The organism is Neochlamydia sp. S13, assembly GCF_000648235.2.
Taxonomy (GTDB): domain Bacteria; phylum Chlamydiota; class Chlamydiia; order Chlamydiales; family Parachlamydiaceae; genus Neochlamydia.
The window spans coordinates 445,861-469,435 of sequence record NZ_AP017977.1 but is presented as its reverse complement, the minus strand read 5'-3'; the positions used below and the strand labels follow the sequence as shown (position 1 = coordinate 469,435).

Here is a 23,575-nt window from a genome sequence, read left to right as displayed (position 1 = left end):
GTAAATTAAAGAAATACATCAAAGACAAGCCTTTCTTCATAAGACCTTCTAAAGATGATTACCCTCCATATTAAGCCTCCCTACCTTAGGAAGGTGAGGAATAATGGTTAGCTGGTTATAGCTTAAGTCAAGCTCTTGCAGATGAGAAAGCTGCCCGATGGCTGCAGGAATAACGGTTAGCTGGTTGTTACTTAAAGCAAGCTTTTGTAGCTGAGAAAGTTGCCCTATCTGAGCAGGAAGAGTTGTTAGCTGATTATTACTTAAGTCAAGCTCTAGCAGCTGAGAAAGCTGCCTGATGGCTGTAGGAATAGCAGTTAGCTGATTATTACTTAAGTCAAGTTTTTGCAGCTGAGAAAGCTGCCCTATCTCAGCAGGAATAACGGTTAGCTGGTTGCTGCTTAGCCAAAGCTTATTCAGCTGAGAAAGTTGCCCTATCTCAGCAGGAATAGCATTTAGCTGATTACTGCTTACGGCAAGTATTTTCAGCTGAGAAAGCTGCCCTATCTCTAAAGGAATAACGGCTAGCTGGTTCATATGTAAACCAAGCTCTTGCAGTTGGGATAACTGCCCTATCTCAGCAGGAAGAGTGGTTAGCCGGTTAAAATTTATATTGAGCGCCGCCAACTCAGCAATCTGCCCTATCTCTGCAGGCAGGGCAATTAATTGGTTGAAGCTTAAATCAAGCCGTTCCAGCTGAAAAAGTTGCCCTATCCATGCAGGCAGAGCAGTTAACTGGTTATCGCCTAAGTTAAGCGCTTCTAGCTTAGTAAGCTGCCCTATCTCAGCAGGAAGAGTGGTTAGCCGGTTGTCTCTTAGCAAAAGCAGTTCTAGCTGAGAAAGCTGCCCGATAGCCGCAGGAATAACGATTAGATAGTTAAAGCTTAAGTTAAGGAGTTGCAGCTGCGATAACTGCCCTATCTCTGCAGGCAGAGCAACTAGCCGGTTGTAACTTAAGTCAAGAGCTTGCAGCTGAGAAAGCTGCCCTATCTCAGCAGGAAGAGTGGTTAGCCGGTTGTCTCTTAACAAAAGCAGTTCTAGCTGAGAAAGCCGCCCTATTTCTGCAGGAATAGCAATTATCTGATTATTGTCTAAGTTAAGAGTTCGTAACTGCGATAGCTGCCCTATCTCTGCAGGGAGAGCAGTTAGCTGGTTGTTACTTAAGCCAAGCGCTTGAAGATGAGAAAGCTGCCCGATTTCAGGAGGAATGATGGTTAGATGGTTATCGCCTAAGCCTAGAGCTATCAGCTGGGAAAGCTGCCCGATCTCTGGTGGTAAAAAGGTCAAGCCTACCCCATCTAAGTTCAAGTTAATAATATTTTTACTATGCTCTTTTATCCACTGCGTTAAAAGCTCTCCTTTTTTCTTTAAAGATAAAGCTATTATCTGGGGCTGGCTGAGGTAATCGGTTCCTCCCGGTAGCTTTTGCCAGAACAAGAGGCGGTTAATATTGAGCAGATAGGAGGAATAATTAGAAAGGGTAAAGGCCTGGCTTTCCTTAATATTCCCTTCAAATTCTGTAGGAGAAAGAGAAGCGGCTAAGGTAAAAAGCTTTTGAAAGATATAAGGTACTTTTTCTTCAATGGAAAGATTAGGCTTAATTTCATAAATCTTATCTAAAATGCCAGCTTGTGCTATGAAATCCCCGTTCCTCTCAGGAAAATGAAAATGAATCTGGAGGATTGCTTTATAAAGCGAGGTCATAGAAATAGGAGTAGTAGATGGAGGAGAAAGAGGCTGAATCCCTTTAGACGAGATAGTAGATGAAGAAGAAATAGAAGATTGGGAAGCAGCTGGGTAAAGAGAGGAAGAGCCCTGGTGGATTTGCCGCAGCTTTTCAACCACAAATTGCCTAACCTTTTTATTTTCTCCTAGTAATTTTTCTGTCCATTTATAGCTTACTTTTTCTTTCTCATTTAGCTCTTCACTCTCCTGGCTCATCAACTCTTCGACTTGATTCTCTAATATCTTCTTTAATATAGAGTTTTCTTGAATAGAAGGCTCTTCTAGCAAATTAAATAAGAGTTCGGTATAGCGCTCTTTAGAAGACTCTGTAGAAGAAAGGCTTTTCTCTTTGTCTTTACCTTTATCCTGAAAAGAAAGAGGAAGTGGTTGTGAGGGTAAAGAAGCTTCGGAAGAGCGCTTAAGGCAAAATTCAAGGTAGGCTTGGGCTTTTTCATACGTAGGAGTTAATTGCAAAGCTTGGAGTAAAGCTTCTATAGCAGTTGCATGCTCTCCTTTCTCAGAAAGTTCTTTACCCCTTAAGAAATGTCCTACAGCTTCTTCACTAGGCTCATGCTTAAGTTCTTCTAATGGATGGGAATCAGCTGTTTCAGCTAGGTGCCTCACGGTATAGTTAGGAGCATGCCTTTCAATAAGCCTTCTATCTAGGGGACAAAGTTTATTGTGCGCTAAGCATTGGATAACGGTATCTTCATTAAAGGTATGGCCACAAGGAAACAAAGTAACTGCCCGAATCATCAGATCTCCTGAGACCGCATCTTCTATATTCTCTGAAACTGTAGTGCGGAAAGTTACCTGGGTGCTAGAAGTAGAAGATGAAGGAATCATAATAAGCTCCTTAAAGTTTTTAGGATAAGTGATTGCCTTAAATGCTGATGTAACCTGCTTTTTAAGGTCTTGTCTTATCTTTTCGCCATTAACTTATTCTTTTCACCTTTATTCATCAATTTTTATTTTAAGAGAAATAAGAAGAGCTTTGCCCGTAATTAAACATCTTTACCTTAGAAAGGTGAGGAATAACGGTTAGCGGGTTGTTGCTTAAATGAAGCTCTTTCAAGCGAAGAAGCTGCCCTATTTCCGCAGGAATAGCTGTTAATTGATTATTACTTAAGCCAAGCACTTGAAGATGAGAAAGCTGTCCAATTTCTGAAGGAATAACAGTTAGCTGGTTGTTACTTAAGCCAAGCACTTGAAGATGAGAAAGCTGTCCAATTTCTTGAGAAATAACAGTTAGCTGGTTGTTGTTTAACCGAAGTATTCTCAGCCGAGAAAGCTGCCCAATTTCCGCAGGAATAGCAGTTAGCCGGTTTATATTTAAGTCAAGTTTTCGCAGCTTAGAAAGCTGCCAGATTTCTGGCGGTAAATAAGTCAAGCCTACATCATTTAAGTTCAGAATGGTAATGTTTTTACCCAGCTCTTCTATCCACTTCGTTAACAGCTCTCCTTTTTTCTTTAAAGGTAAAGCTTTAATATGCGCTTGGTTTAAATACTCCGTTCCCCCGGGTAGCTTTTGCCAGAGTAAGAGGCGGTTAATATTGAGAAAATAGGAGGAATAATTAGAAAGAGTAAAATCCTTACTTTCCTTAGTACTTCCTTTAAATTCTGTAGGAGAAAAAGAAGCCGCTAAGGTAAAAAGCTTTTGAAAAATATAAGAAACTTTTTCTTCAATAGAAAGAGTAGATTCAATTTCGTAAATTTTATCTAAAATGCCAGCTTGTGCTATGAAATCCCCTCTTCTCTCAGGAAAATGAACCTGCATAATAGCGTTGTAAAGCGAGGCCATGGAAATAGGAATAGTAGATGGAGGAGCAAGAGGTTGAATATCTTTAGACGAGATAGTAGATGAAGAAGAAACAGAAGATGGAGGAGTAGCGCTAAACACAAAAGAGAAAGAGGGGTTGGAAATAGAAGACTGAGGGGTAGCGCTAAACAAAAAGGTGTTAGTAGTAGCAGGTTGAGAGTTAGCGCTAAACAAAGAAGAGTTGAAAACAGAAGGTTGAGGAGTAGTACTAAACCAAGAAGGGAAAGAAGCGTTAGGAGTAGCAGGTTGAGAAGTAGGGCTAAACAATGAAGAGTTGGAAATAGAAGACTGAGGAGCGACTGGAGCAAGAGAGAAAGAGTCTGAGTAAATTTGGCGCAGTTTTTCAACCACAAACTGCCTAACCTTTTTATTTTCTCCTAGTAATTTTTCTGTCCATTTATAGCTTACTTTTTCTTTCTCATTTAGCTCTTCACTCTCATGGCTCATCAGCCCTTCGACTTGATTCTCTAATATCTTCTTTAAGATGGAGTTTTCATGAATGGAAGGCTCTTCTAACAAATTGAATAGAAGTTCAGTATAGCGTTCTTTAGAAGACTCTGTAGAAGATAGGCTTTTTTCTTTAACTTTATCTTTACTACGAAAAGAAGGCGGAAAAGGAGGGAGCGGCTGTGAAGGTAAAGATGCTTCTGAGGAACGCTTAAGGCAAAATTCAAGATAGGCTTGAGCTTTTTCATACGTAGGAGTTAATTGCAAAGCTTGTAGTAAAGCTTCTATAGCAGTTGTATGCTCTCCTTTTTCAGCAAGTTCTTTACCTCGTAGGAAATGTCCTACAGCTTCTTGGCTAGGCTCATGCTTAAGTTCTTCTAATGGATGAGATTCAGCTGTTTCGGCTAGGTGCCTCACCGTGTAGTTAGGTGCATGCCTTTCAATAAGCCTTCTATCTAGAGGACAAAGTTTATTACGTGCTAAACATTGGATGACGGTATCTTCGTTAAAGGTATGACCACAAGGAAACAAAGTAACTGCCCGAGTCATCAGCTCACCTGAGACCGCATCTTCTATATTCTCTGAGACTGTACTGCGGAAAGTTAACTGGGTGCTAGAATTAGAAGATGAAGGAATCATAATAAGCTCCTTAAAATTTTATGATAAGAGATTAACTTAAAAGCTGGTCAGACTTGCTTTCTAAGGTCTTGCCCTAACTTTTCGCCATTAACTTATTCTTTTCATCTTTATTGATCAATTTTTATTTTAAAGAAAAAAGAGAGAATCTTTGCTAGCATTTGGTAGAATGCTATAGCAGCTGTTATTACCTCTTATCAACTTTTATCTCATCTCTTTGGATTAGCCTCTCATAATTTTTGCTCTCAACTCTTTCATTTTATCCCGTACATAACCTGCTAAAAGGCTTAAAAAGGGAAATTTTTGCCAATTGTAGGCTACTTATCTGAAAAATTAGCTTAAAGGCTAGGGAAGGTAGATTCACCTTTATTCATCAAAGTAAAGAAGTGCACAAAAGACAGATCTGCTTTCATAATACCATCTAAACGGTATCACCCTCAATATTAAGCATCCTTACCTTAGGAAGGTGTGGAATAACGGTTAGCTGGTTGCGGATTAAGTCAAGCCAATCTAGCTGGGAAAGCTGCCCGATTTCCGCAGGAATAGAGGTTAGCTGGTTGTTATGTAAGCTAAGCATTTGTAGCTGAGAAAGCTGCCCTATCTCAGCAGGAATAGCGGTTAGCTGGTTGCAACCTAATTCAAGCCTTTGTAGCTGAGAAAGCTGCCCAATGGCTGCAGGAATAGCCGTTAACTGGTTGGAGCTTAAGTCAAGCCAATTTAGCTCAGAAAGCTGCCCTATCTCAGCAGGAAGAGCTGTTAGCTGGTTGCTATCTAAACAAAGCCTTTGTAGCTGAGAAAGCTGCCCTATCTCTGCAGGAAGAGTGGTTAGCTTGTTTTCGCTTAGCCAAAGCTCTTGCAGCTGGGAAAGCTGCCCTGTCTCTGCAGGAAGAGCCGTTAGCTGATTATTACTTAAGTTAAGAGTTTTCAGCTGAGGAAGCTGCCATATCTCAGCAGGAAGAGCGGTTAGATGGTTGTTACTTATGCCAAGCGCTCTCAGCTGAGAAAGCTGCCCTATCTCTGCAGGAACAGCGGTTAGCAGGTTGCTATCTAACCTAAACGTTTGCAGCCGAGAAAGCTGCCCGATTTCCGCAGGAAGAGCAGTTAACTGGTTGTTATGTAAACAAAGCATTTGCAGCTGAGAAAGCTGCCCAATAGATGTAGGAATAGCCGTTAACTGGTTGCCGTCTAAGCCAAGGCTTTGCAGCTGAGAAAGCTGCCCCATTTCCGCAGGGATGGTGTTTAGCCAGTTGTTGCTTAATAAAAGCAGTTGTAGCTGAGAAAGCTGCCCTACCTCTATAGGAATAGTGGTGAGTTGGTTGTTGCATAACCAAAGTTCTCTCAGCTGAGAAAGCTGCCCAATGGCTGCAGGAACAGCGGTTAGCAGGTTGCTATCTAGCCTAAACATTTGCAGCTGAGAAAGCTGCCCTACCTCTGCAGGAATAGCAGTTAAGTGGTTGAAGTTTAAGTAAAGCGTTTGCAGCTGAGAAAGGTGTCCAATAGATGAAGGAATAACAGTTAGCTGGTTGTTACTTAAGTTAAGCGCTTGAAGATGAGAAAGCTGCCAGATTTCTGGCGGTAAATAAGTCAAGCCTACATAATCTAAGTCCAGAATGGTAATGTTTTTACCATGCTGTTTTATCCACTGCGTTAACAGCTCTCCTTTTTTCTTTAAAGATAAAGCTTTTATCTGGGGCTGGTTGAGATAGTCGGTTCCTCCCGGTAGCTTTTGCCAAATTAAGAGGCGGTTAATATTTAGTAGAAAGGAGGAATAATTAGAGAGGGTAAAAGCTTTGCTTTCCTTGATATTTCCATCAAATTCTGTAGGAGAAAGAGAAGCAGCTAAGGCAAAAAGCTTTTGAAAAATATAAGGGACTTTTTCTCCAATAGAAAGATTAGGCTTAATTCCATAAATCCTATCTAAAATACCAGCTTGTGCTATGAGATTCCCATTCCCTTTAGGAAAATGAACCTGGAGGATTGCATTGTAGAGCGAGGTCATGGAAATAGGAATGATAGATGGAGAAGCAAGAGCTTGAATTTCATTAGTCGAGGTGGTAGATGACGAAGAAATAGAAGATTGAGGAGCGACCGAGGCAAGACAGGAGGACTGCTGGTGAATTTGCCGCAGTTTTTCAACCACAAATTGCCTAACCTTTTTATTTTCTCCTAGTAATTTTTCTGTCCATTTATAGCTTACTTTTTCTTTCTCATTTAGCTCTTCGCCTTCCTGGCTCATCAATTCTTCAACTTGATTTTCTAGTATCTTCTTTAATATAGAGTTTTCTTGAATGGAAGGCTCTTCTAACAGATTGAATAAAAGTTCAGTATAGCCTTCTTTAGAAGCTTCTGTAGAAGATAGGCTTTTCTCTTTACCTTTATCTTTACTATGAAAAGAAGGCGGAAGAGGAGGGAGCGGCTGCGAAGATAAAGAAGTTTCGGAAGAGCGTTTAAGGCAAAATTCAAGATAGGCTTGGGCTTTTTCATAAGTAGGAGTTAATTGCAAAGCTTGCAGTAAAGCTTCTATAGCAGTTGCATGCTCTCCTTGTTCAGCAAGTTCTTTACCCCGTAAGAAATGTCCTATAGCTTCTTCGCTAAGCTCATGCTTGAGTTCTTCTAAGGGATGAGATTCAGCTGTTTCGGCTAGGTGCCTCACCGTGTAGTTGGGTGCATGCCTTTCAATAAGCCTTCTATCTAGAGGACAAAGTTTATTGCGCGCTAAGCATTGGATGACGGTATCCTCGTTAAAGGTATGACCACAAGGAAACAAAGTAACTGCCCGAGTCATCAGCTCTCCTGAGACCGCATCTTCTATATTCTCTGAGACTGTAGTACGAAAAGTTAACTGGGTGCTAGAATTAGAAGATGGAGGGATCATAATAAGCTCCTTAATGTTTTATAATAAGTAATTGCCTTAAATGCCGGTCCAACCTGCTTTCTAAGGTCTTGCCCTAACTTTTCGCCATTAACTTATTCTTTTCATCTTTATTGATCAATTTTTATTTTAAAGAAAAAAGAGAGAATCTTTGCTAGCATTTGGTAGAAGCTATAGCAGCTGTTATTACCTCTTATCAACTTTTATCTCATCTCTTTGGATTAGCCTCTCAAAGTTTTTGCTCTCAAACCTTTCATTTCATAGCCTGAATAACCTGCTAAAAGGCTTAAAAAGGGAAATTTTTGCCAATTGTAGGCTACCTATCTGAAACCTTGGCCCAAAGGCTAGGAAAGATAGATTCCCGCTTATTCACCAAAGTAAACAAGCGTACAAAAGATAGGATTGACTTCATAATGCCATCTAAAGGAGATTACCATCAATCTTGAGTAATCTTAGCTTAGGAAGATGAGGAATAAAGATTAGCCGGTTGTTGCTTAAGTCAAGCGTTTGTAGCTGAGAAAGCTGCCCTATCTCTGCAAGAATAGCCGTTAGCTGATTATTACTTAAGTCAAGAGTTTTTAGCTGCGATAGCTGCCATATCTCTATAGGCAGAGCGGTTAGCTGATTATTACTTAAGTCAAGCTCTTGTAGCCTAGTAAGCTGCCCTACCTCTGCAGGAATAGCGGTTAACTGGTTGGAGCTTAAGTCAAGCCAATCCAGCTCAGAAAGCCGCCCTATCTCTGCAGGAATAGCGGTTAGATGGTTGTTATGTAAGGAAAGCGCTCTCAGCTGAGAAAGCCGCCCTATCTCTGCAGGAACAGCGGTTAATTGGTTGCTATCCAACCTAAACGTTTGCAGCCGAGAAAGCTGCCCTATCTCTGCTGGAATAGCGGTTAGATGGTTGTTATGTAATAAAAGTTTTCTCAGCTGAGAAAGCTGCCCAATGGCTGCAGGAACAGCGGTTAGCAGGTTGCTATCTAACCTAAACGTTTGCAGCCGAGAAAGCTGCCCGATTTCCGCAGGAAGAGCAGTTAACTGGTTGTTATGTAAACAAAGCATTTGCAGCTGAGGAAGCTGCCCTACCTCTGCAGGAATAGCCGTTAGCTGGTTGCGATCTAAGGCAAGGCTTTGCAGCTGAGGAAGCTGCCCAATAGGTGTAGGAATAGCCGTTAACTGGTTGCGGTCTAATGCAAGGGTTTGCAGCTGAGAAAGCTGTCCCATTTCCGCAGGGATGGTGGTTAGCCAGTTGTTGCTTAATAAAAGCAGTTGTAGCTGAGAAAGCTGCCCTACCTCTGCAGGAATATTGGTGAGTTGGTTGTTTGTTAAGTCAAGCGTTTGCAGTTGAGAAAGCTGCCCTACCTCTATAGGAATAGTGGTGAGTTGGTTGTTGCTTAACCAAAGCTCTCTCAGCTGAGAAAGCTGCCCAATGGCTGCAGGAAGAGTGGTTAGCAGGTTGCTATCTAGCCTAAACATTTGCAGCTGAGAAAGATGCCCTACCTCTGCAGGAATAGCAGTTAACTGGTTGAAGTTTAAGTAAAGCGTTTGCAGCTGAGAAAGGTGTCCAATTGATGTAGGAATAGCCCTTAACTGGTTGGAGTCTAAGAGGAGACATCTCAGCTTAGAAAGATGCCACATTTCGGGAGGAATAACAGTTAGCTGGTTGTTACTTAAGCCAAGCGCTTGAAGTTGAGAAAGCTGCCCTATCTCTGGCGGTAAATAAGTCAAGCCTACATTATCTAAGTCCAGAATGGTAATGTTTTTACCCAGCTCTTCTATCCACCGCGTTAGCAGCTCTCCTTTTTTCTTTAAAGATAAAGCTTTTATTTGTGGTTGGTTGAGATAATCGTTTCCTCCCGGTAGCTTTTGCCAAATTAAGAGGCGGTTAATATTGAGCAGATAGGAGGAATAATTAGAGAGGGTAAAAGATTGGCTTCCCCTAGTATTCCCTTCAAATTCTGTAGGAGAAAGAGAAGCAGCTAAGGTAAAAAGCTTTTGAAAAATATAAGGGACTTTTTCTTCAATAGAAAGATTAGGTTTAATTTCGTAAATTTTATCTAAAATACCAGCTTGTGCTATGAAATCCCTTTTTCCCTCAGGAAAATGAACCTGGAGAATTGCATTGTAAAGCGAAACCATGGAAATAGGTGTAGTAGATGGAGGAGCAAGAGCTTGAATCTCTTTAGACGAGATAGTAGATGAAGAAGAAATAGAAGGTTGAGGAGCGACCGAGGCAAGGCAAAGGGACTGATGGTGGATTTGCCGCAGTTTTTCAACCACAAACTGCCTAACCTTTTTATTTTCTCCTAGTAATTTTTCTGTCCATTTATAGTTTACTTTTTCTTTCTCATTTAGCTCTTCACCCTCTAGGCTCATCAGCCTTTCGACTTGATTCTCTAATATCTTCTTTAATATAGAGTTTTCTTGAATGGAAGGCTCTTCTAACAGATTGAATAAGAGTTTAGTGTAGCCTTCTTTAGGAGAGTCTGTAGAAGAAAGGCTTTTTTCTTTGCCTTTTTCTGATAAAGAAGGGGAGAGCGGCTGTGAAGATGAAGAAGTTTCTGAGGAGCGTTTAAGGCAAAATTCAAGATAAGCTTGGGCTTTTTCATAACTAGGAGTTAATTGCAAAGCTTGCAGTAAAGCTTCTATAGCAGTTGCATGATCTCCTTTCTCAGCAAGTTCTTTACCTCGTAAGAAATGTCCTACAGCTTCTTCACTAGGCTCATGCTTAGGTTCTTCTAATGGATGAGATCCAGCTGTTTCGGCTAGGTACCTCACCGTGTAGTTAGGCGCATGTCTTTCAATAAGCCTTCTATCTAGAGGGCAAAGCTTATTGCGCGCTAAGCACTCGATGACGGTATCTTCGTTAAAGGTATGACCACAAGGAAACAAAGTAACTGCCCGAGTCATCAGCTTACCTGAGACCGCATCTTCTATCTTCTCTGAAAGTGTTGTGCGGAAAGTTGTCTGGGTGCTAGAAGTTGAAGATGAAGGGATCATAATAACCTCCTAAAAGTTTTAGGATAAGTGATTGCCTTAAATGCTGGTGTAACCTGCTTTTTAAGATCTTATCTTACCTTATTGCCCTTAACTTATTCTTTTTATCTTTATTGATCAATTTTTATTTTAAGAGAAAAAAATATTCGTACTTGGTAGAGGCTATAGCCGCTGTTCATACCGCTTATTTTTTTTATACTTTCTATAAAGAAAGACATGGAGAAAAATTTCTTAGAAAGTAAGATATAAATCTATCTTGAAAAAAGAAACTTCTTGTTTTTCAGTAAGGGAAAACACAGGTATTCTTGGATGACCATGGAAATTTAAGCGAAATAAGGCAAAGATTTAATGCAAAGAGAAATTTTACGCTTTTTAGAATGCCTAAAATATTTTAAAAAGCTTTAAGATTTAAAGAGAAATTTTTATAAGACAGAATACCTGGCAACATTGTATACGCTATAATGGGATTATCAATTGACGTCTTTTAGAAAAAACGCCAGCAATTTTTTAGTCCCCTGTATGTCTGGCTTATTTGCAAGCCTCTATTCTTAAAGATAGCTTATAAAGCCTTTAGTTTGGCTACCAAATTCACAATTATATTAATCGCCCGATCTATTTCTTGTTGAGTGACATACCGGCTTAAAGAAAAGCGAATAGACTCTCTTACCCTTTTTAAAGGAATCCCCATGTTAAGAAGAATACGTGAAGGCTCCATGGCTCCTGAGGCACAGGCAGATCCGTGGCTAGCAGCTATTCCTGCCATATCTAAAGCTGCTAACAATGTTTCTCCATCTACCTCGTCGAAACTTAGGTTGATTGTATTGCAAACTCTGTCACCCTCTCCATTCACGTGCACTGCCTCGCCTAAATGCTTTTTTAAAGACTCTTCGAAATAGACCCTTAACTTTAACATCTTTTCAGAAGCTTCCGGTAAAGTTTGGGCCAGTATTTGTATGGCTGCAGCCATTCCAGCAATATCGGCCAGATTTTCAGTCCCTCCGCGGCGGTTATATTCTTGCAGCCCTCCGTGCAATAAAGGAAGTAATTTTTGGGAAGATTTTAGATAAATAAATCCACAGCCTTTAGGAGCATGAATTTTGTGTCCACTGAAAGACATTGCTGACACACCCGCAGGGATTTCCAATGGCTCTTTACCAAGCAAAGCTACGCCGTCTACAAAAAAAGGAACATTTTCCTCTTCTGCTATCTTGGCGATCGCTTTGATATCTGTTTTTACTCCTGTTTCATTATTTGCTCCTATTAAAGCAATCAATCGGGTATGGGGACGAATAGCAGCAGCTACATCTTTTGGCAGAACAGCTCCATGCAAACCTGCCGCAAGAGATGTAACCTCAATTCCTTGATGCTGCAATAAATCCATCACGCTATGCACACAAGCATGTTCAACATTAGAGGTCACTATATGCCCTTGAGTTAACGCACCTAGGATACCGCGAATGGCCATATTCGCCCCTTCTGTACCTCCAGAAGTAAAAATAATCTCTTGAGGACGTACTTTAAGATAGCTAGCAATAGCCTGGCGTGCCTGACTTAAAACCTGGCGGGCTTCACGGCCAAAAGAATGAGGGCTAGAAGGATTTCCCGGATAGGTGCGTAAGACTTCGGTCATTACCTGGATGACGTGAGGATCCACACAAGTGCTGGCGTTGTTATCTAAATAAATTCTATTCACGAGTTTCATCAATTTTAACAATCACTAAAGTGATATTATCATGCCCGCCTTTTTCATTAGCTTTGGCAACTAGAATGTGAGCAGCGACTTCAATATTTTGAATGCTGTTGAGCACGGATTCAATTTCTTTTGTGCTCAGCATATCGGTAAGGCCATCTGAGCACATTAGGTAAATGTCATTTTTAGCTACGTCGCTAATATGCACAGAAGGCTCCACCGATTTTTCTGTGCCTACCGCTTTAGTGATAATGTTTTTATAGATAAATTTATCTTTACTTCGTTCATTCACTTGACCTAAGTCCACTAATTCCCTTAGCAAAGAATGATCTTTAGTTAATTGTCGAAGACGAGCGTTATGTAAACGATAAATTCTACTGTCCCCTACGTGAGCATAAATAATACCCTGAGGATGGCAGAGTAAGCAGCATAGGGTGGTTCCCATTCCCCGCCACTCCTTTTCAGCTTTACTCAGCTCATAGACAGTATGATTGGCATGTTCGATAGATAGCTGAATAAGGCCATGAGCTTCATCAATTGAGAGCGAAGGGCCTGCGATAGCAAGTGTTTGCTGCAAGTGCTCACAAAGAGCTTTAGCTGCCTCACGAGCAGCTACTTCCCCTGCACGATGCCCCCCCATTCCATCTGTTAAAACCACAAAGTCCAACTCATGCACATGCGTCCAAAAATCTTCATTATTTGAGCGTACAAGGCCTTTGTCTGAGATACCGTAAACAGAGACCTTATAATACTTTAGGTTCATAAACATACAATTTTTGAGGAAAGGACTTACTAATCAGGTGCAGTTTAATGAAGGAATCATAATCCATTACAGAATTTTTTACTAGATGGGAGTAGAGAGAAAGAAAACAAGCCAAATTTGTGAGTCTTACCCTCTATCAAAATTGATTAGGCGCTTGATAGAGGATAAGTTTTTTTACAAGTTAGTAGCTAACTTTTATTAGGGTCGGTTACCCTTCCCATAAAGAGGATAGTACCTGTCTTTTTCTCATAAATCATATAAATAAAAGGATGGTCTACTTGAAAAACCATAGGAGCTTTCGGCTCCAAAATTGAGGTAACATTCATGCTAATGGAGGTGGCTGCTGCAGCTTCGCTACCATTCTCATCCATAGATAGATAGACTTTATGTAAAACATTTCCAATCTTTAACCCTTTAAATTCAGTTATCTTTGAAAAATTAGCTTGCTCACTAAAAGGCGTGTGCATTCCCATCTTTTCTAAGATATCTTTTAGATTGCTAGATTGGAGAACTTTAAATTTAGGAATCGTTATAAGGACCTTAGTATTTTCTAAATTTTTTCTCCATTCCTCTAGCTTTCTTGCCGTTAACCCTTTTTCTACTTCCCTCAAGGCCTCTTTTTGATGAGGTAAAATAATCATCATAGAAAATTCAGGACCTTCTTTTCGCGAGAGAATGTAAGGAAGTTCCACAACGGCTGCTTCCGGGGTATCTAAATAAGGAAGATAAGCTGTTTGAGTCATGGATAAAGCTGTCTGAACGACCCCATCCTCTGTAAAGAAAGGTTGTTGAGTAGTTAAATGGGGATCAAAGGGGTTTTTCCATTTTGCTTTCAAATAGAGAGCACTCACTAGGACCATGCGGGTTGATGAGTCTATGGCTTGGGAATGCAAAATATCAATGATCTTGCCAAAGGTATGATGCTTAACCCAAGCATTAATGGTAGCCCGTGCAGTTTCAGGTTGTCCTTTAAAGTCGATGACTCTAAATGTGCCATTAAAATATTTTTTCATACTTTCTTTGTAAGAAGGCAGTAACGGGAAATTGGTTTGAATCCACAAAGAATTGGCTACTCTAACGCGTATTTCATCAGAAGCACTGCTTGGATAAAAAGTAAAGAAATGGTTTAGCTCTGCTAAGCCTTTTCCCAATTTATCAACAGAGGGAGGATAGTGAAAAGCAGTAGAGATTTCTTTATGAGTATTTTCATCAGCTCCGGTATAAGCCATGGCAAAAGAAGAAAAAATACTATAGGGGGAAAAGCAAAGGTTATTCGTGGGGGGCAGCTGATTGTACATATCTACAGCAAACGCATTTGCACCTTGAGAGACTAAAAGTCTTTCATTCAGCTCATCATGAGAGGTTTTTTCTTCCTCCGATTGTATAGGTAGGGAGAATAGACTTATCCATCCTAATATCACTAATTTAAACCAAGTTTTTGTAAAGATGTGCTTCATTAAACCCCTCTTTTTGTATAAAAAATTAGCATAATATTAACCGCATTGAAAATAGCATGTAAGCTAACAGATGCCCAAATCGATTGCTGCCGCTCGTAAATGAATCCTAGAAAGCAAGACAAGACAAAAAGCGAAGCGATTAATTCAACATTTCCCCAGCCCTGCAGGGAAGAAAAATGTAAGAGGGCAAAGATTAAGGAAGTCAATCCAATCGCTTGCTTGGAGGTCATATATTTCTTTAATCCATTTTGTAAAAAACCTCTAAAAAGCAATTCTTCGATGATAGGGACGATAAATATAATGCATACACTTAAAGTCATTAGCAGAGGTAGAGAAGAGGTTGCCATCCTAATCTGCTGCACAGCTACTTGCTCAATTTCAACATTTTGGTAGGTGAGCATTAACAAAAGAGCAATAAATTGACCTGTTGCGATGACTAAAGGATAACTTAACACCCCACTTAGGCAAGCAATAAAAAAATCTTGTAGTTTATAAAGGCTGCCCTTTGAAGCACATACTCCTAGAATTATCTCTTGGTTTCCTTTAGATAAAGAAAAGTAATAGACACCTATTCCTATGCCTGTTACAAAAATAGCGTAGATGGTGTACCACCCTTGTATTTCTGGAGTAAGAGATGAAGGAGAAAAGGGCTCTTCGTGAGGATAAAAAAAAGCCCACAACTTAAAAGAGGCGGGAACGAGTAGAATTTGCAAAAGAAAAAAAATAGCAAAAGGGCAACTCCATACCTTTACAGCTAGCGCTTGCTTGGATTCAGGCAATCTTCTACTGGAGCTAAAATAATCATTTTTCCAGGCCACTAACAAAAATATTATAAATATAAAGCTTGCGCTAGTGAAAATCTGTAACCGCTCAACCATCAATGTTTGCATGTTTTCCATTGCTTAAACTTAAGTTTATAAATTAAAAAGAGTAAGGCTTGCTTGATCCTCCCTCTCTCCTCTTTCATCTACAGAACGTGTAATGCTACATTTTCTAAGCGTATGACAAGATCTCTAACTAAACGCTCGCTCAATTTTTTGAGGTAATACTTTTCTTTATCATTGTCCCAGGCTGTAGGAGGGAGCAAAAGTTGCTCTGTCATAATCTCTTGCAGGACCACTGTCGGTTGCTCTCCACGTAGATCAATCATACGCACCTTTAGCTTCATAGTTAATAGATTTTTATTATGCAGATGAGGAGGCATGCACTTCACTTCTACCTCTCCATACCTATCTTTTCGATATTCTACAAGTTCGGTAGCTACTATTACATCAGCTCCCCCAAAATTCTTCACAAAAGAAAAATCGGGATCAAAAAAGGAAACTTTTTTTATCTTTTCTAATTGTTTTTCAACGCACTCTTGAGGATAAAGATATAAGCTTCCCCTTTCTCTTAATTGATAACGCGTTTGCTTTATAAGATAATCGACACTAGAGGACCTCTCCGTAGCATCCACGGTAGGCAATAATACCACGCGCGGTTTGGCTTTACCATCGTCATGCATAGGATAAAAATCTCCATAGCGTGAACCACAAGAAATAGTAAGTAAACAGATTATTAAAAATAATACAATTTTATTCATTAAATTCACCTCAAATAGTACATAAAAATCTGTTATTAATAAGGAAATGATTTTATAGCTTTTAATTTTAACAAAAAGATTATTATCTTTCTACAAAAATTTTGACATCAAAGCGCTAGCAGCCAAGCATGAGAAGAATAAATAAAGAAATATATTTTTCCCACCTCATTCTCTAGAATGAAGAAAGGTAAAAAGATAATGACCTTATACGCTACAAGAAAAAAGGTGTTAGAAAGATAGCTTACTTGGAAGGCATACTATCGTTTAACTTTAAGAAGAATTTAATTAGAAAGAGTGCCGGAGATTATCTCAAGGCATAAACATTATCCTTAAGGCTGCTACATTCCTGTCCTGACCTGGTTCGAACTATTTCATTCCACAAGGTCCCCGGCAGCTATAAGAATAGCTTATTCCTCGTTATTTATAAATGCTTTTTTTTCAAAAAGTTGAAAATCTTTTTCTAAATGAGCGAGAGTTTTTCTTAAAGCATGCTCAGCATCTAGACCCTGTTTTTGAGCTACTCCTACCAAGAAAAGAAGATGCTTACCTAATTCATTTTCATTATGGATACAAGAAAGATCACCAGCCGGTAAATCTTTTAAATATCCGAAATTTTTTATTTTTTTAAGAACTTTTTGAGCGCGTGATAAAGCAGGCAAACACTTAGAAATGCCATCCAGGACACTTTTGCGCGTATCTTTACCTTTTTCACGCTTTTTTATTTCTTCCCACTGATGGGAAAGCTCTTGAGAAGTATTTATCTTTTTTCCCTCGCCAAAAACATGCGGGTGGCGTCGGATTAATTTCTCATTAAGCTCGTTAAGCACAGCACCAAAAGTAAAACGCTTCTCTTTTTCTGCTATCTTACACAGAAAAACAGCATTAAAAAAAAGATCCCCTAGCTCTTCTTGAATATGGCTATTGTGGCCTAAATCTATCGCTTCAATGACTTCACAGCATTCTTCTAAAAGCGAAGATCTTAGCGAATGTAACGTTTGCGCTTGGTCCCAAGGGCAGCCTTCAGGCGCTAGCAAACGCTCAATAATTTCTATCAGTTGATTAAATTCTTGCATAGCCACTTTTAAGTTTAGAGGATTAAATTAATAATCGAGGATTACAGGTCATGGAAGCCTTATTAAGGAATTTTAGCTTTTATCCTATGGCTCATTCCTGCTAAACACAGCTTAAAAGCCAGCCATTCACTAGACAAGATAGGACAAAACACAAGTAAACATTCCTTTAGCTACCCTATAAATAAAATTCCACCTTTAGGTTTATAGCTTTAATAGGCCTCTTCATTTATAAACTAAGGCGATGTAAAAAAACTAGAATAATCCTTCCTTAAGTGATAGGGTAGGAGGTTAAAATTTTAGATAAGGTTATATGGAAAAACAATGCACCGCCACCGCTTATATTTTTGATAATGAAAAAGTCTTACTCATTTTTCACCGGAAATTAAGTAAATGGTTGCCGCCTGGAGGGCATATGTATCCTCACGAAACTCCCCCTATGGCAGCCAAACGAGAGGCTAAAGAAGAAACGGGTCTTGAGGTTGAGATTATTCTTCAAGAAAATATATGGATTGAGCGGTGGAATGCGCATAGTTTTGAACGTCCCTATCTATGCTTGTTAGAAGAGATTCCTCCTTTCGGAGATCAACCTGCCCATCAACATGTTGATTTTATTTATATTACCCGCCCCATAGGAGGCGAGATCAAAGAAAATCCTTGCGAGACTAATGGGATACGCTGGTTTACCCTAGAAGAAATAGAAGCTTTAAACCCTGACGGAGAGATTTTTGTGGAAACCCAGCAAACGCTTCGCCATCTTTTCTTAAGAGGCTTTTAAAAAATGTGGCCCCTAAGAAAGTATACGAAAAAAGTAATACGCTTTCGAGCAGCCCTTTATATAATCCTATTTCCTTCTTATTACCTGCTCGCTTCCACAGAAAGTCTTAACAACACCCACTCTTAAAAAACATAAAAAAATTTATAAAGGGAAGGTAAAGATATCCAAAGAAGGATTCATTCATGCCAATCAGCCCCGCTATTGGCCGCCCTAGACCTTTCAACGAAATGCATAAAGTTCATATTTGGCTCTCTGTCCCACATATGAAGATAAGCCCCTGGAGCTAAGCACTCATTTTATTGCAAAAATCAGTGCTAAGGGTACTTTATTAAGGTGAGAAAGCTAGCAAGCTGGTAGAAGTAAATCTTAAGGAAACTTAAAATCTATAGAGATAGGGCTTTAAGATGACAAGCTTAAAAAGCTAGAGACCTAGCTCCCACTAAGAGAGAGTAATAGGCTTCTAGCTTTGTATCAGTTCTCATACTTTTTAGCTAAGCTTTATCCATGGATTTCTTCTTTTAAAAATCCACCAAAAACAGGCTAACAGCCATTGGCCAATTTTAATCAAAGGAGCCGCTAAATACTTGAAAAGCCTTGTGACTAGTGATTCTTGCTTAACTTCAGCCATTTTCCCCTTATCCCTTACCTTTTGAGCTGGTTCTAGTTTTGCTTCTACCCTTTCTTCAAGAGCAGCTCTTAAGGGGGAAGCCTGAACAGATGGCCTTGCTCCTGCTCTACCCTTTTGAGAAGTTATGTCAGGTGCTGTAAAAGCCTCTTTTAACGCTCCTTTCTCTCCTTTAATAGTGCCAGGGGCAGAAGGAGGAATGTTAGAGGTAGCTGGCTGAATCCCCTCTTTACCTTTTTTTTCTGTTAGTTGCATGCGTTCAAGCAGAGATAAAGGGCCTCTGCCAAAGTTTTTAGCTGCCTTTTGCTCTCCTTCATTTTTTTTAGGTGGGTTTAATTTTTTAAACTCCTCTAAGCTTGCAGCTAATGCTTCTGCTAGGGCTTTTTCTTCATCATAGCTTTCAGGGGTAAGATGATTTTCTTCCCGGGTGGGTGCCCTTTCCACACTAGGCTCTTCTCTAGCCCTTTCTTCTTCGGCATCCATTGCTGCTATTACAGCTAATAAGTCTGCTAGGTCTTTTTCTTCTTTTTGATGAATGCTATCTTGCAAGGGAGGAGTAGCTTGTCCTTCGTTTATGTTAGAAGGAGGGAGTGTACTTTGAATAGACAGTTGATGTTGCTCGCCATATAATCGATCAAACTCTCTTTCTTTATCAGCAATCTCTTCCTCAAGCGCTAAAATTTTATAGGCATTTTCATTCAAAGTTTTTTTCACCTCTGAGGCTAGCAGTTGATTGCCTGCAGGCAAATCACTTAGCATTTCAATATTATGAATATTGGCTTGGTGAAGGTAAGAAATGTTTTCAGGCTCGAAAATCCCCCAGTCCACCCCGGCGAGAAATTCGCGCATGCTAGCTTGCTCGGCTGCGGAAAGGTTTTTTTTATTGAGATCGTTGAGGGTGCGCAAAATTTTAATTATATGCGCTTGATGCTGCCAAAGAAGAGGATTCTCCTCTTTCAAAATGAATGCATCAAGTTTCTCAATCAAAGGCGATAAGTAGATAAAGGAAGGGCCTTCTATATCCTCAAGAATTGCTTGATTAGCTTTTAATAGGGCAAAACGCTCATTTTTGCTTTGAGCTATTTTCTCTTGTAGCCATTGCTTTTCATAAGCGGGGCTTTTTTTAAAGGCTTTTTCTTCCCCGCTGATAAAAGCTTCCCGCTCGGAATGATTGATCTTATCAAATAATTTTTCTAATCGCTTAGTTGTATCCTGATTTTTATCATCTATTTTAGAAGCTAGATAAGCGACCGACTGCTCAACTTTTATCTCTCTATCTGAGCAATTTCTATCGAGTAAGCGCTGTATAGCCTCTCGTAAGCGCCCTTCAGGGGTAAGCGTCTTATCAATTTTAAGGCGATTAAAGATTGCAATAGCATTTCTTAGCTTTGCTCGCCCTCCATTAGGCCGAGTATCTTTATAAAAGCTATATAAAAGCTCTCTTCCCTTTTCCGCCCCTTTGTCTACATTAAAGCTCATCAAGCCCCTCCTAAAATTATCTATGAATTAATCTGATGAATAGACAATAGCAATCTTTCTTAAAGATTTTATTAAAGCTTAAAATGGCCCTTTTAATTTTTTAACTGCGAATAAAAATGGGCAAACTGCTGAAACAAATACTTTCCTGATAATCCGCGAATACACAATCCCGTAGGACAAGACCTTAATACAGGGCAGCGCCTTTCAAAAGTCCGTCCATAAGGGCACTCCCCTTGTATAGCTTCATGTAGGCTACCTTTAGGCTTATATTTACGAGCAGAAGAAGCTCCGAACACACTAAAAGAAGGTGTCCCCGACATTCCAGCTAGATGTAAAGGCAAGGAATCCATCGCAATAACAGCATCCATCCGACTCATTAAATTTTGTAAAACCGCAAGAGAAACTTTGTCCAAAAGGCTTACGTTTGTCGCCAGGGCAGACTGAAGCTTTTGTGCTATGGCTAATTCCTCGGCATTTCCCCATACTAAAATAAGAGAAACTTTCAGGTTGCTAGAAATTTCATATAAAAAGCTTTCCAGGGCTTCATAAGAAAGCCTTTTATTTCTCCAAGCAGAGCCTGCACAGACTAAAATCTTTTGTCCAGGTAGCTCTTTTATCTTGGCCCAAAGAAGATCAAAAACGCCTTTTTGTTCCTTACTTAAATTTAAAATTAATTTTTCTTCTTTTAAGGGAGAATAGCATTGAAAATAGTGCTGAGCCAGATATACATTTTCATCTCGCACATTTAGCTCTTTGGGAGGATCGAAATGATGATGGGTTACCCACCGGTTAGGCCACTCATGGAGAGATTTAGCTCCAAACCCTACTTTATGAGCACTTCTTGCTAAAAAAGTAGCAATGGCAGACTTAGTGTTACCTTGCAGGTCAATCACAGCAGCATATTCTTGCTGTTGTAGGGCTGAGCGAAAGCTTAATATGCTGCTCCATGTTTTTAAGCTAAAAAGCTTTTTTCGCCAACTTTTTGTATCTATTTCAATGGCGCGTTCAACTAAGGGATGGCTTTTAACAATTTCGGCAAAGCTCTTTTCCACTACCCAATCCACTTTAATCTCCGGAAATTGTTGATGGAGAAAAGCAAGAACCGGAAAACCATGGATAATATCCCCTAGTGAAGAAGTTTTAACGATCAATATTCTCATAACACCTGCGCCATGGCTTGCTGAAAATCTAAAGGAATAGGGGCTTGAAAGTGCATTTTGCGTAGAAGAGTGGGATGAATAAAGGATAGCTCATAAGCATGTAAAAGACAACGTGGGCTATAATAAGAACAATGAAAGAGCTTCCCATACTGCCGATCCCCCAAAATAGGGTGTCCCATTTCACTCATGTGCACGCGGATTTGGTGAGTGCGGCCTGTGCGCGGGTAGCAGTGCACTAAAGAGGCTTTGGGGCCTTTTTTCTGAACTTTCCACGCCGTAAGGGCATGATGGCCCTCAGCGGAAGGGACAGCTCCCCATAATGACTGTCCAAGATAATCATGAAGTTTACCTAAATAGTTATTAATACTTCCTGATTCTTGCCTAGGAACTCCATCAATAAGAGCTAAGTAAACTTTATCGATCTCCTGCTTTTTAAAAGCAGCCACCATTTTCTCGCGAAACGCCTTACCTTGAGTGAACATCAACAGTCCGGTCGTATCCCGATCTAGCCGATGTAAAAGCTCCCACCTCATATTATAAGCTTTTAAAGCTTCTATCAATACTTGACCATCCGAGGTTACCCCTGCAGGCTTATTGTAAATAAGTAATTCTTTATCCTCATAAATAATCTGACTAAGTAAGAATTGGAAAGAAACAAGAGGTTTATTCTCTAGAATTCCTGCTGGCAAGGAAACTTTATCTCCTTTAGCGAGAACTGTGGAAGCAAAATGCTCTAGGTGATGATTCACATAACATCCATTATATTCAATACTGCTCTTAATTTGGCGAGCAGAATAGCGTGAACCTAGCTTGCCTTTAAGAAAATTGACCAGCTTTTGGCCACTTTCTGCTGTCTCCACCATCCATTGCATAATTAAACCTTAAAAAAAAGTCAAAAATAGGCTGAAAAATTTGCTTTTAGCGTTTTTCTACAACTTCTTAAGCATCCTTTGTTAGAGAGGATTAAAAATGGGTGAATTGCTCTAAAAAACGTAGATCATTTTCTGTAAATAGACGAATATCTTTTACTCCATGTTTTAGTAATACCATTCTTTCTACGCCTATTCCCCAAGCATATCCAGAATACACTTCCGGGTCAATTCCTCCATTTTTTAATACTTCGGGATGTACCATTCCAGCCCCTGCAACTTCGAGCCATCCGGAGTGCTTACAGAGCTGACATCCTTTTCCCTTGCAAGAAAGGCAGGAGATATCTACCTCTAAGCCTGGTTCAACAAAAGGAAAGTAACTTGGGCGATAACGAGTCTCAATTTCTCGTCGAAATAGTTTTTTAAAAAACTCTTGCATGGTAGCTAAAAGATCGGCAAAGGTCACTCCTTTGTCGATATATAGACCTTCTACCTGATGGAAGAAAACATGAGAACGAGCTGTAATGGTTTCATTGCGATAAGCTTTACCAGGAGTAATGATACGAATAGGAGGCTGATGGGCCTCCATGACGCGCACTTGCACATTACTGGTATGAGTGCGTAAAAGAACATCAGGAGTGATATAAAAAGTATCTTGCATATCACGTGCTGGATGATCGGAGGAAAAATTAAGGGCTTCAAAGTTGTAATAATCGGTATCAATGTCAGGGCCATATTGTACAGAGAAGCCCATGCCTACTAAAATATCTAGGATACTATCTAAGGCTTGTGTAATTATATGCTTGCGTCCAAGAGGAGGTCGCCTGCCAGGTAAAGTAATGTCGATTTTTTCTTGAGCCAATTGCTGATCTTCTTCTTTAGCTATCAGCTGCTTTTCATGTTCCTCAATTTGATGCAACACTTCTTCTTTAAGTTCATTAATTTCCTTGCCAAAGGCGGGCCGCTGTTCAGGATTAACCTCTTTTAAGAGTTTCATCAAATTTTGGATAAGGCCCTTTTTCCCTAAATATTTTATTTTCAAATTTTCTATCTCTGCCGTGGTTTTTACGGCAGTTATATCGGCAGTAAAGTCGCTATGAATGGCTTGAATGGAGCTATGCACAATCTTCCTCAAAAAAATAAAATAAAAAAAATAGCAGAGTCACACTCGGCGGCTCTGCTAAAAATGTAGGAAATCAATACCTTGTTATACAAGGGCTTGTTTTGCATGACTCACCACGGCAGCAAAGCCTTGGGGATCACGAATAGCCATATCGGCTAACATTTTTCTATCTAAATCACATCGCGCTTTTTGCAAACCATGAATAAACTTGCTATAAGAAATTCCATGGATTTTCGCAGCGGCTCCAATTCGCATGATCCATAAGCTACGGAACTCGCGTTTTTTCTCTTTGCGATGGCGGTAATTATAGGCCAACGCTTTATTAACCGCATCACTTGTAAGACGCAAGTGGTTTTTTCGATCACCGAAAAACCCTTTAGCTCTCTTAAGTAGTCTTTTTTTGCGACGATGTGAAGCAACAGCATTGGTTACTCTAACCATAGCTTATCTCCACTGTTATTTGTCTAATTCTTTAATTATTAAAATATT

General features: G+C 39.8%; 16 protein-coding genes and 1 other RNA gene. 1 reads left to right on the top strand and 16 read right to left on the bottom strand.

Annotated elements, in window-relative coordinates:
* Positions 1-48: 48 nt before the first annotated feature.
* The 11 genes from TY21_RS01790 to TY21_RS01740 all read right to left on the bottom strand — a co-directional run bounded on the left by TY21_RS01790 (position 49) and on the right by TY21_RS01740 (position 17,055).
* A complete protein-coding gene (locus TY21_RS01790) occupies positions 49-2,568 on the bottom strand; it encodes a leucine-rich repeat domain-containing protein (protein ID WP_052354479.1) in 2,520 nt (839 codons plus the stop codon).
* A 127-nt stretch (positions 2,569-2,695) separates the two neighbouring features.
* Entirely contained in the window at positions 2,696-4,627 is a 1,932-nt protein-coding gene (locus TY21_RS11260; RefSeq protein ID WP_052354480.1) for a leucine-rich repeat domain-containing protein, read from the bottom strand.
* Positions 4,628-5,045: 418 nt separating this feature from the next.
* A complete protein-coding gene (locus tag TY21_RS11255) occupies positions 5,046-7,499 on the bottom strand; it encodes a leucine-rich repeat domain-containing protein (protein WP_197725078.1) in 2,454 nt (817 codons plus the stop codon).
* Positions 7,500-7,916: 417 nt separating this feature from the next.
* Positions 7,917-10,493 carry a leucine-rich repeat domain-containing protein gene (locus tag TY21_RS01775; protein WP_052354481.1) on the bottom strand — a complete coding sequence of 859 codons (2,577 nt, stop codon included), beginning with the start codon at positions 10,491-10,493 and terminating at the stop codon, positions 7,917-7,919.
* 556 nt (positions 10,494-11,049) lie between these two features.
* A complete protein-coding gene (locus tag TY21_RS01770) occupies positions 11,050-12,192 on the bottom strand; it encodes a cysteine desulfurase family protein (RefSeq protein WP_042240215.1) in 1,143 nt (380 codons plus the stop codon).
* Positions 12,176-12,943 (bottom strand): Stp1/IreP family PP2C-type Ser/Thr phosphatase, encoded by a 768-nt coding sequence (locus TY21_RS01765; protein WP_255501528.1) that lies wholly within the window; start codon positions 12,941-12,943, stop codon positions 12,176-12,178. The genes TY21_RS01770 and TY21_RS01765 overlap by 17 nt, the downstream gene beginning before the upstream one ends.
* Before the next feature lie 188 nt (positions 12,944-13,131).
* Positions 13,132-14,400, bottom strand: a complete 1,269-nt coding sequence (locus TY21_RS01760) for a serpin family protein (RefSeq protein WP_042240150.1) — start codon at positions 14,398-14,400, stop codon at positions 13,132-13,134.
* Complete coding sequence (locus TY21_RS01755) at positions 14,400-15,290, bottom strand: CPBP family intramembrane glutamic endopeptidase (protein ID WP_052354482.1); 891 nt, start codon at positions 15,288-15,290, stop codon at positions 14,400-14,402. Before TY21_RS01755 ends, TY21_RS01760 begins: the two co-directional genes overlap by 1 nt.
* Positions 15,291-15,367: 77 nt before the next feature.
* Positions 15,368-15,982, bottom strand: coding sequence for a hypothetical protein (locus tag TY21_RS01750; RefSeq protein ID WP_042240153.1), 615 nt, complete (start codon positions 15,980-15,982; stop codon positions 15,368-15,370).
* Positions 15,983-16,275: 293 nt separating this feature from the next.
* Positions 16,276-16,374, bottom strand: an RNA gene (gene ffs, locus TY21_RS01745) — signal recognition particle sRNA small type.
* Between the two features lie 15 nt (positions 16,375-16,389).
* Positions 16,390-17,055 (bottom strand): MazG family protein, encoded by a 666-nt coding sequence (locus TY21_RS01740; RefSeq protein WP_042240155.1) that lies wholly within the window; start codon positions 17,053-17,055, stop codon positions 16,390-16,392.
* 310 nt (positions 17,056-17,365) lie between these two features.
* Between TY21_RS01740 and TY21_RS01735 the strand changes: the two genes are divergently transcribed.
* Complete coding sequence (locus TY21_RS01735) at positions 17,366-17,830, top strand: NUDIX hydrolase (protein ID WP_042240158.1); 465 nt, start codon at positions 17,366-17,368, stop codon at positions 17,828-17,830.
* A gap of 487 nt (positions 17,831-18,317) precedes the next feature.
* Here TY21_RS01735 and TY21_RS01730 read toward each other — a convergent pair whose 3' ends face one another.
* From TY21_RS01730 to rplT, 5 genes are all read right to left on the bottom strand, one after another.
* Positions 18,318-19,934, bottom strand: coding sequence for a hypothetical protein (locus TY21_RS01730; protein WP_042240163.1), 1,617 nt, complete (start codon positions 19,932-19,934; stop codon positions 18,318-18,320).
* Between the two features lie 92 nt (positions 19,935-20,026).
* The gene (gene waaC / locus TY21_RS01725; RefSeq protein WP_042240166.1) at positions 20,027-21,094 is read right to left on the bottom strand and encodes a lipopolysaccharide heptosyltransferase I; all 1,068 of its coding nucleotides are present in this window, start codon (positions 21,092-21,094) and stop codon (positions 20,027-20,029) included.
* A complete protein-coding gene (locus TY21_RS01720) occupies positions 21,091-21,966 on the bottom strand; it encodes an RluA family pseudouridine synthase (protein ID WP_042240169.1) in 876 nt (291 codons plus the stop codon). The genes waaC and TY21_RS01720 overlap by 4 nt, the downstream gene beginning before the upstream one ends.
* 91 nt (positions 21,967-22,057) lie before the next feature.
* Complete coding sequence (pheS, locus tag TY21_RS01715; protein WP_042240172.1) at positions 22,058-23,086, bottom strand: phenylalanine--tRNA ligase subunit alpha; 1,029 nt, start codon at positions 23,084-23,086, stop codon at positions 22,058-22,060.
* A gap of 84 nt (positions 23,087-23,170) precedes the next feature.
* The gene (gene rplT, locus TY21_RS01710) at positions 23,171-23,527 is read right to left on the bottom strand and encodes a 50S ribosomal protein L20 (RefSeq protein ID WP_039385742.1); all 357 of its coding nucleotides are present in this window, start codon (positions 23,525-23,527) and stop codon (positions 23,171-23,173) included.
* Between the last annotated feature and the right edge of the window lie 48 nt (positions 23,528-23,575).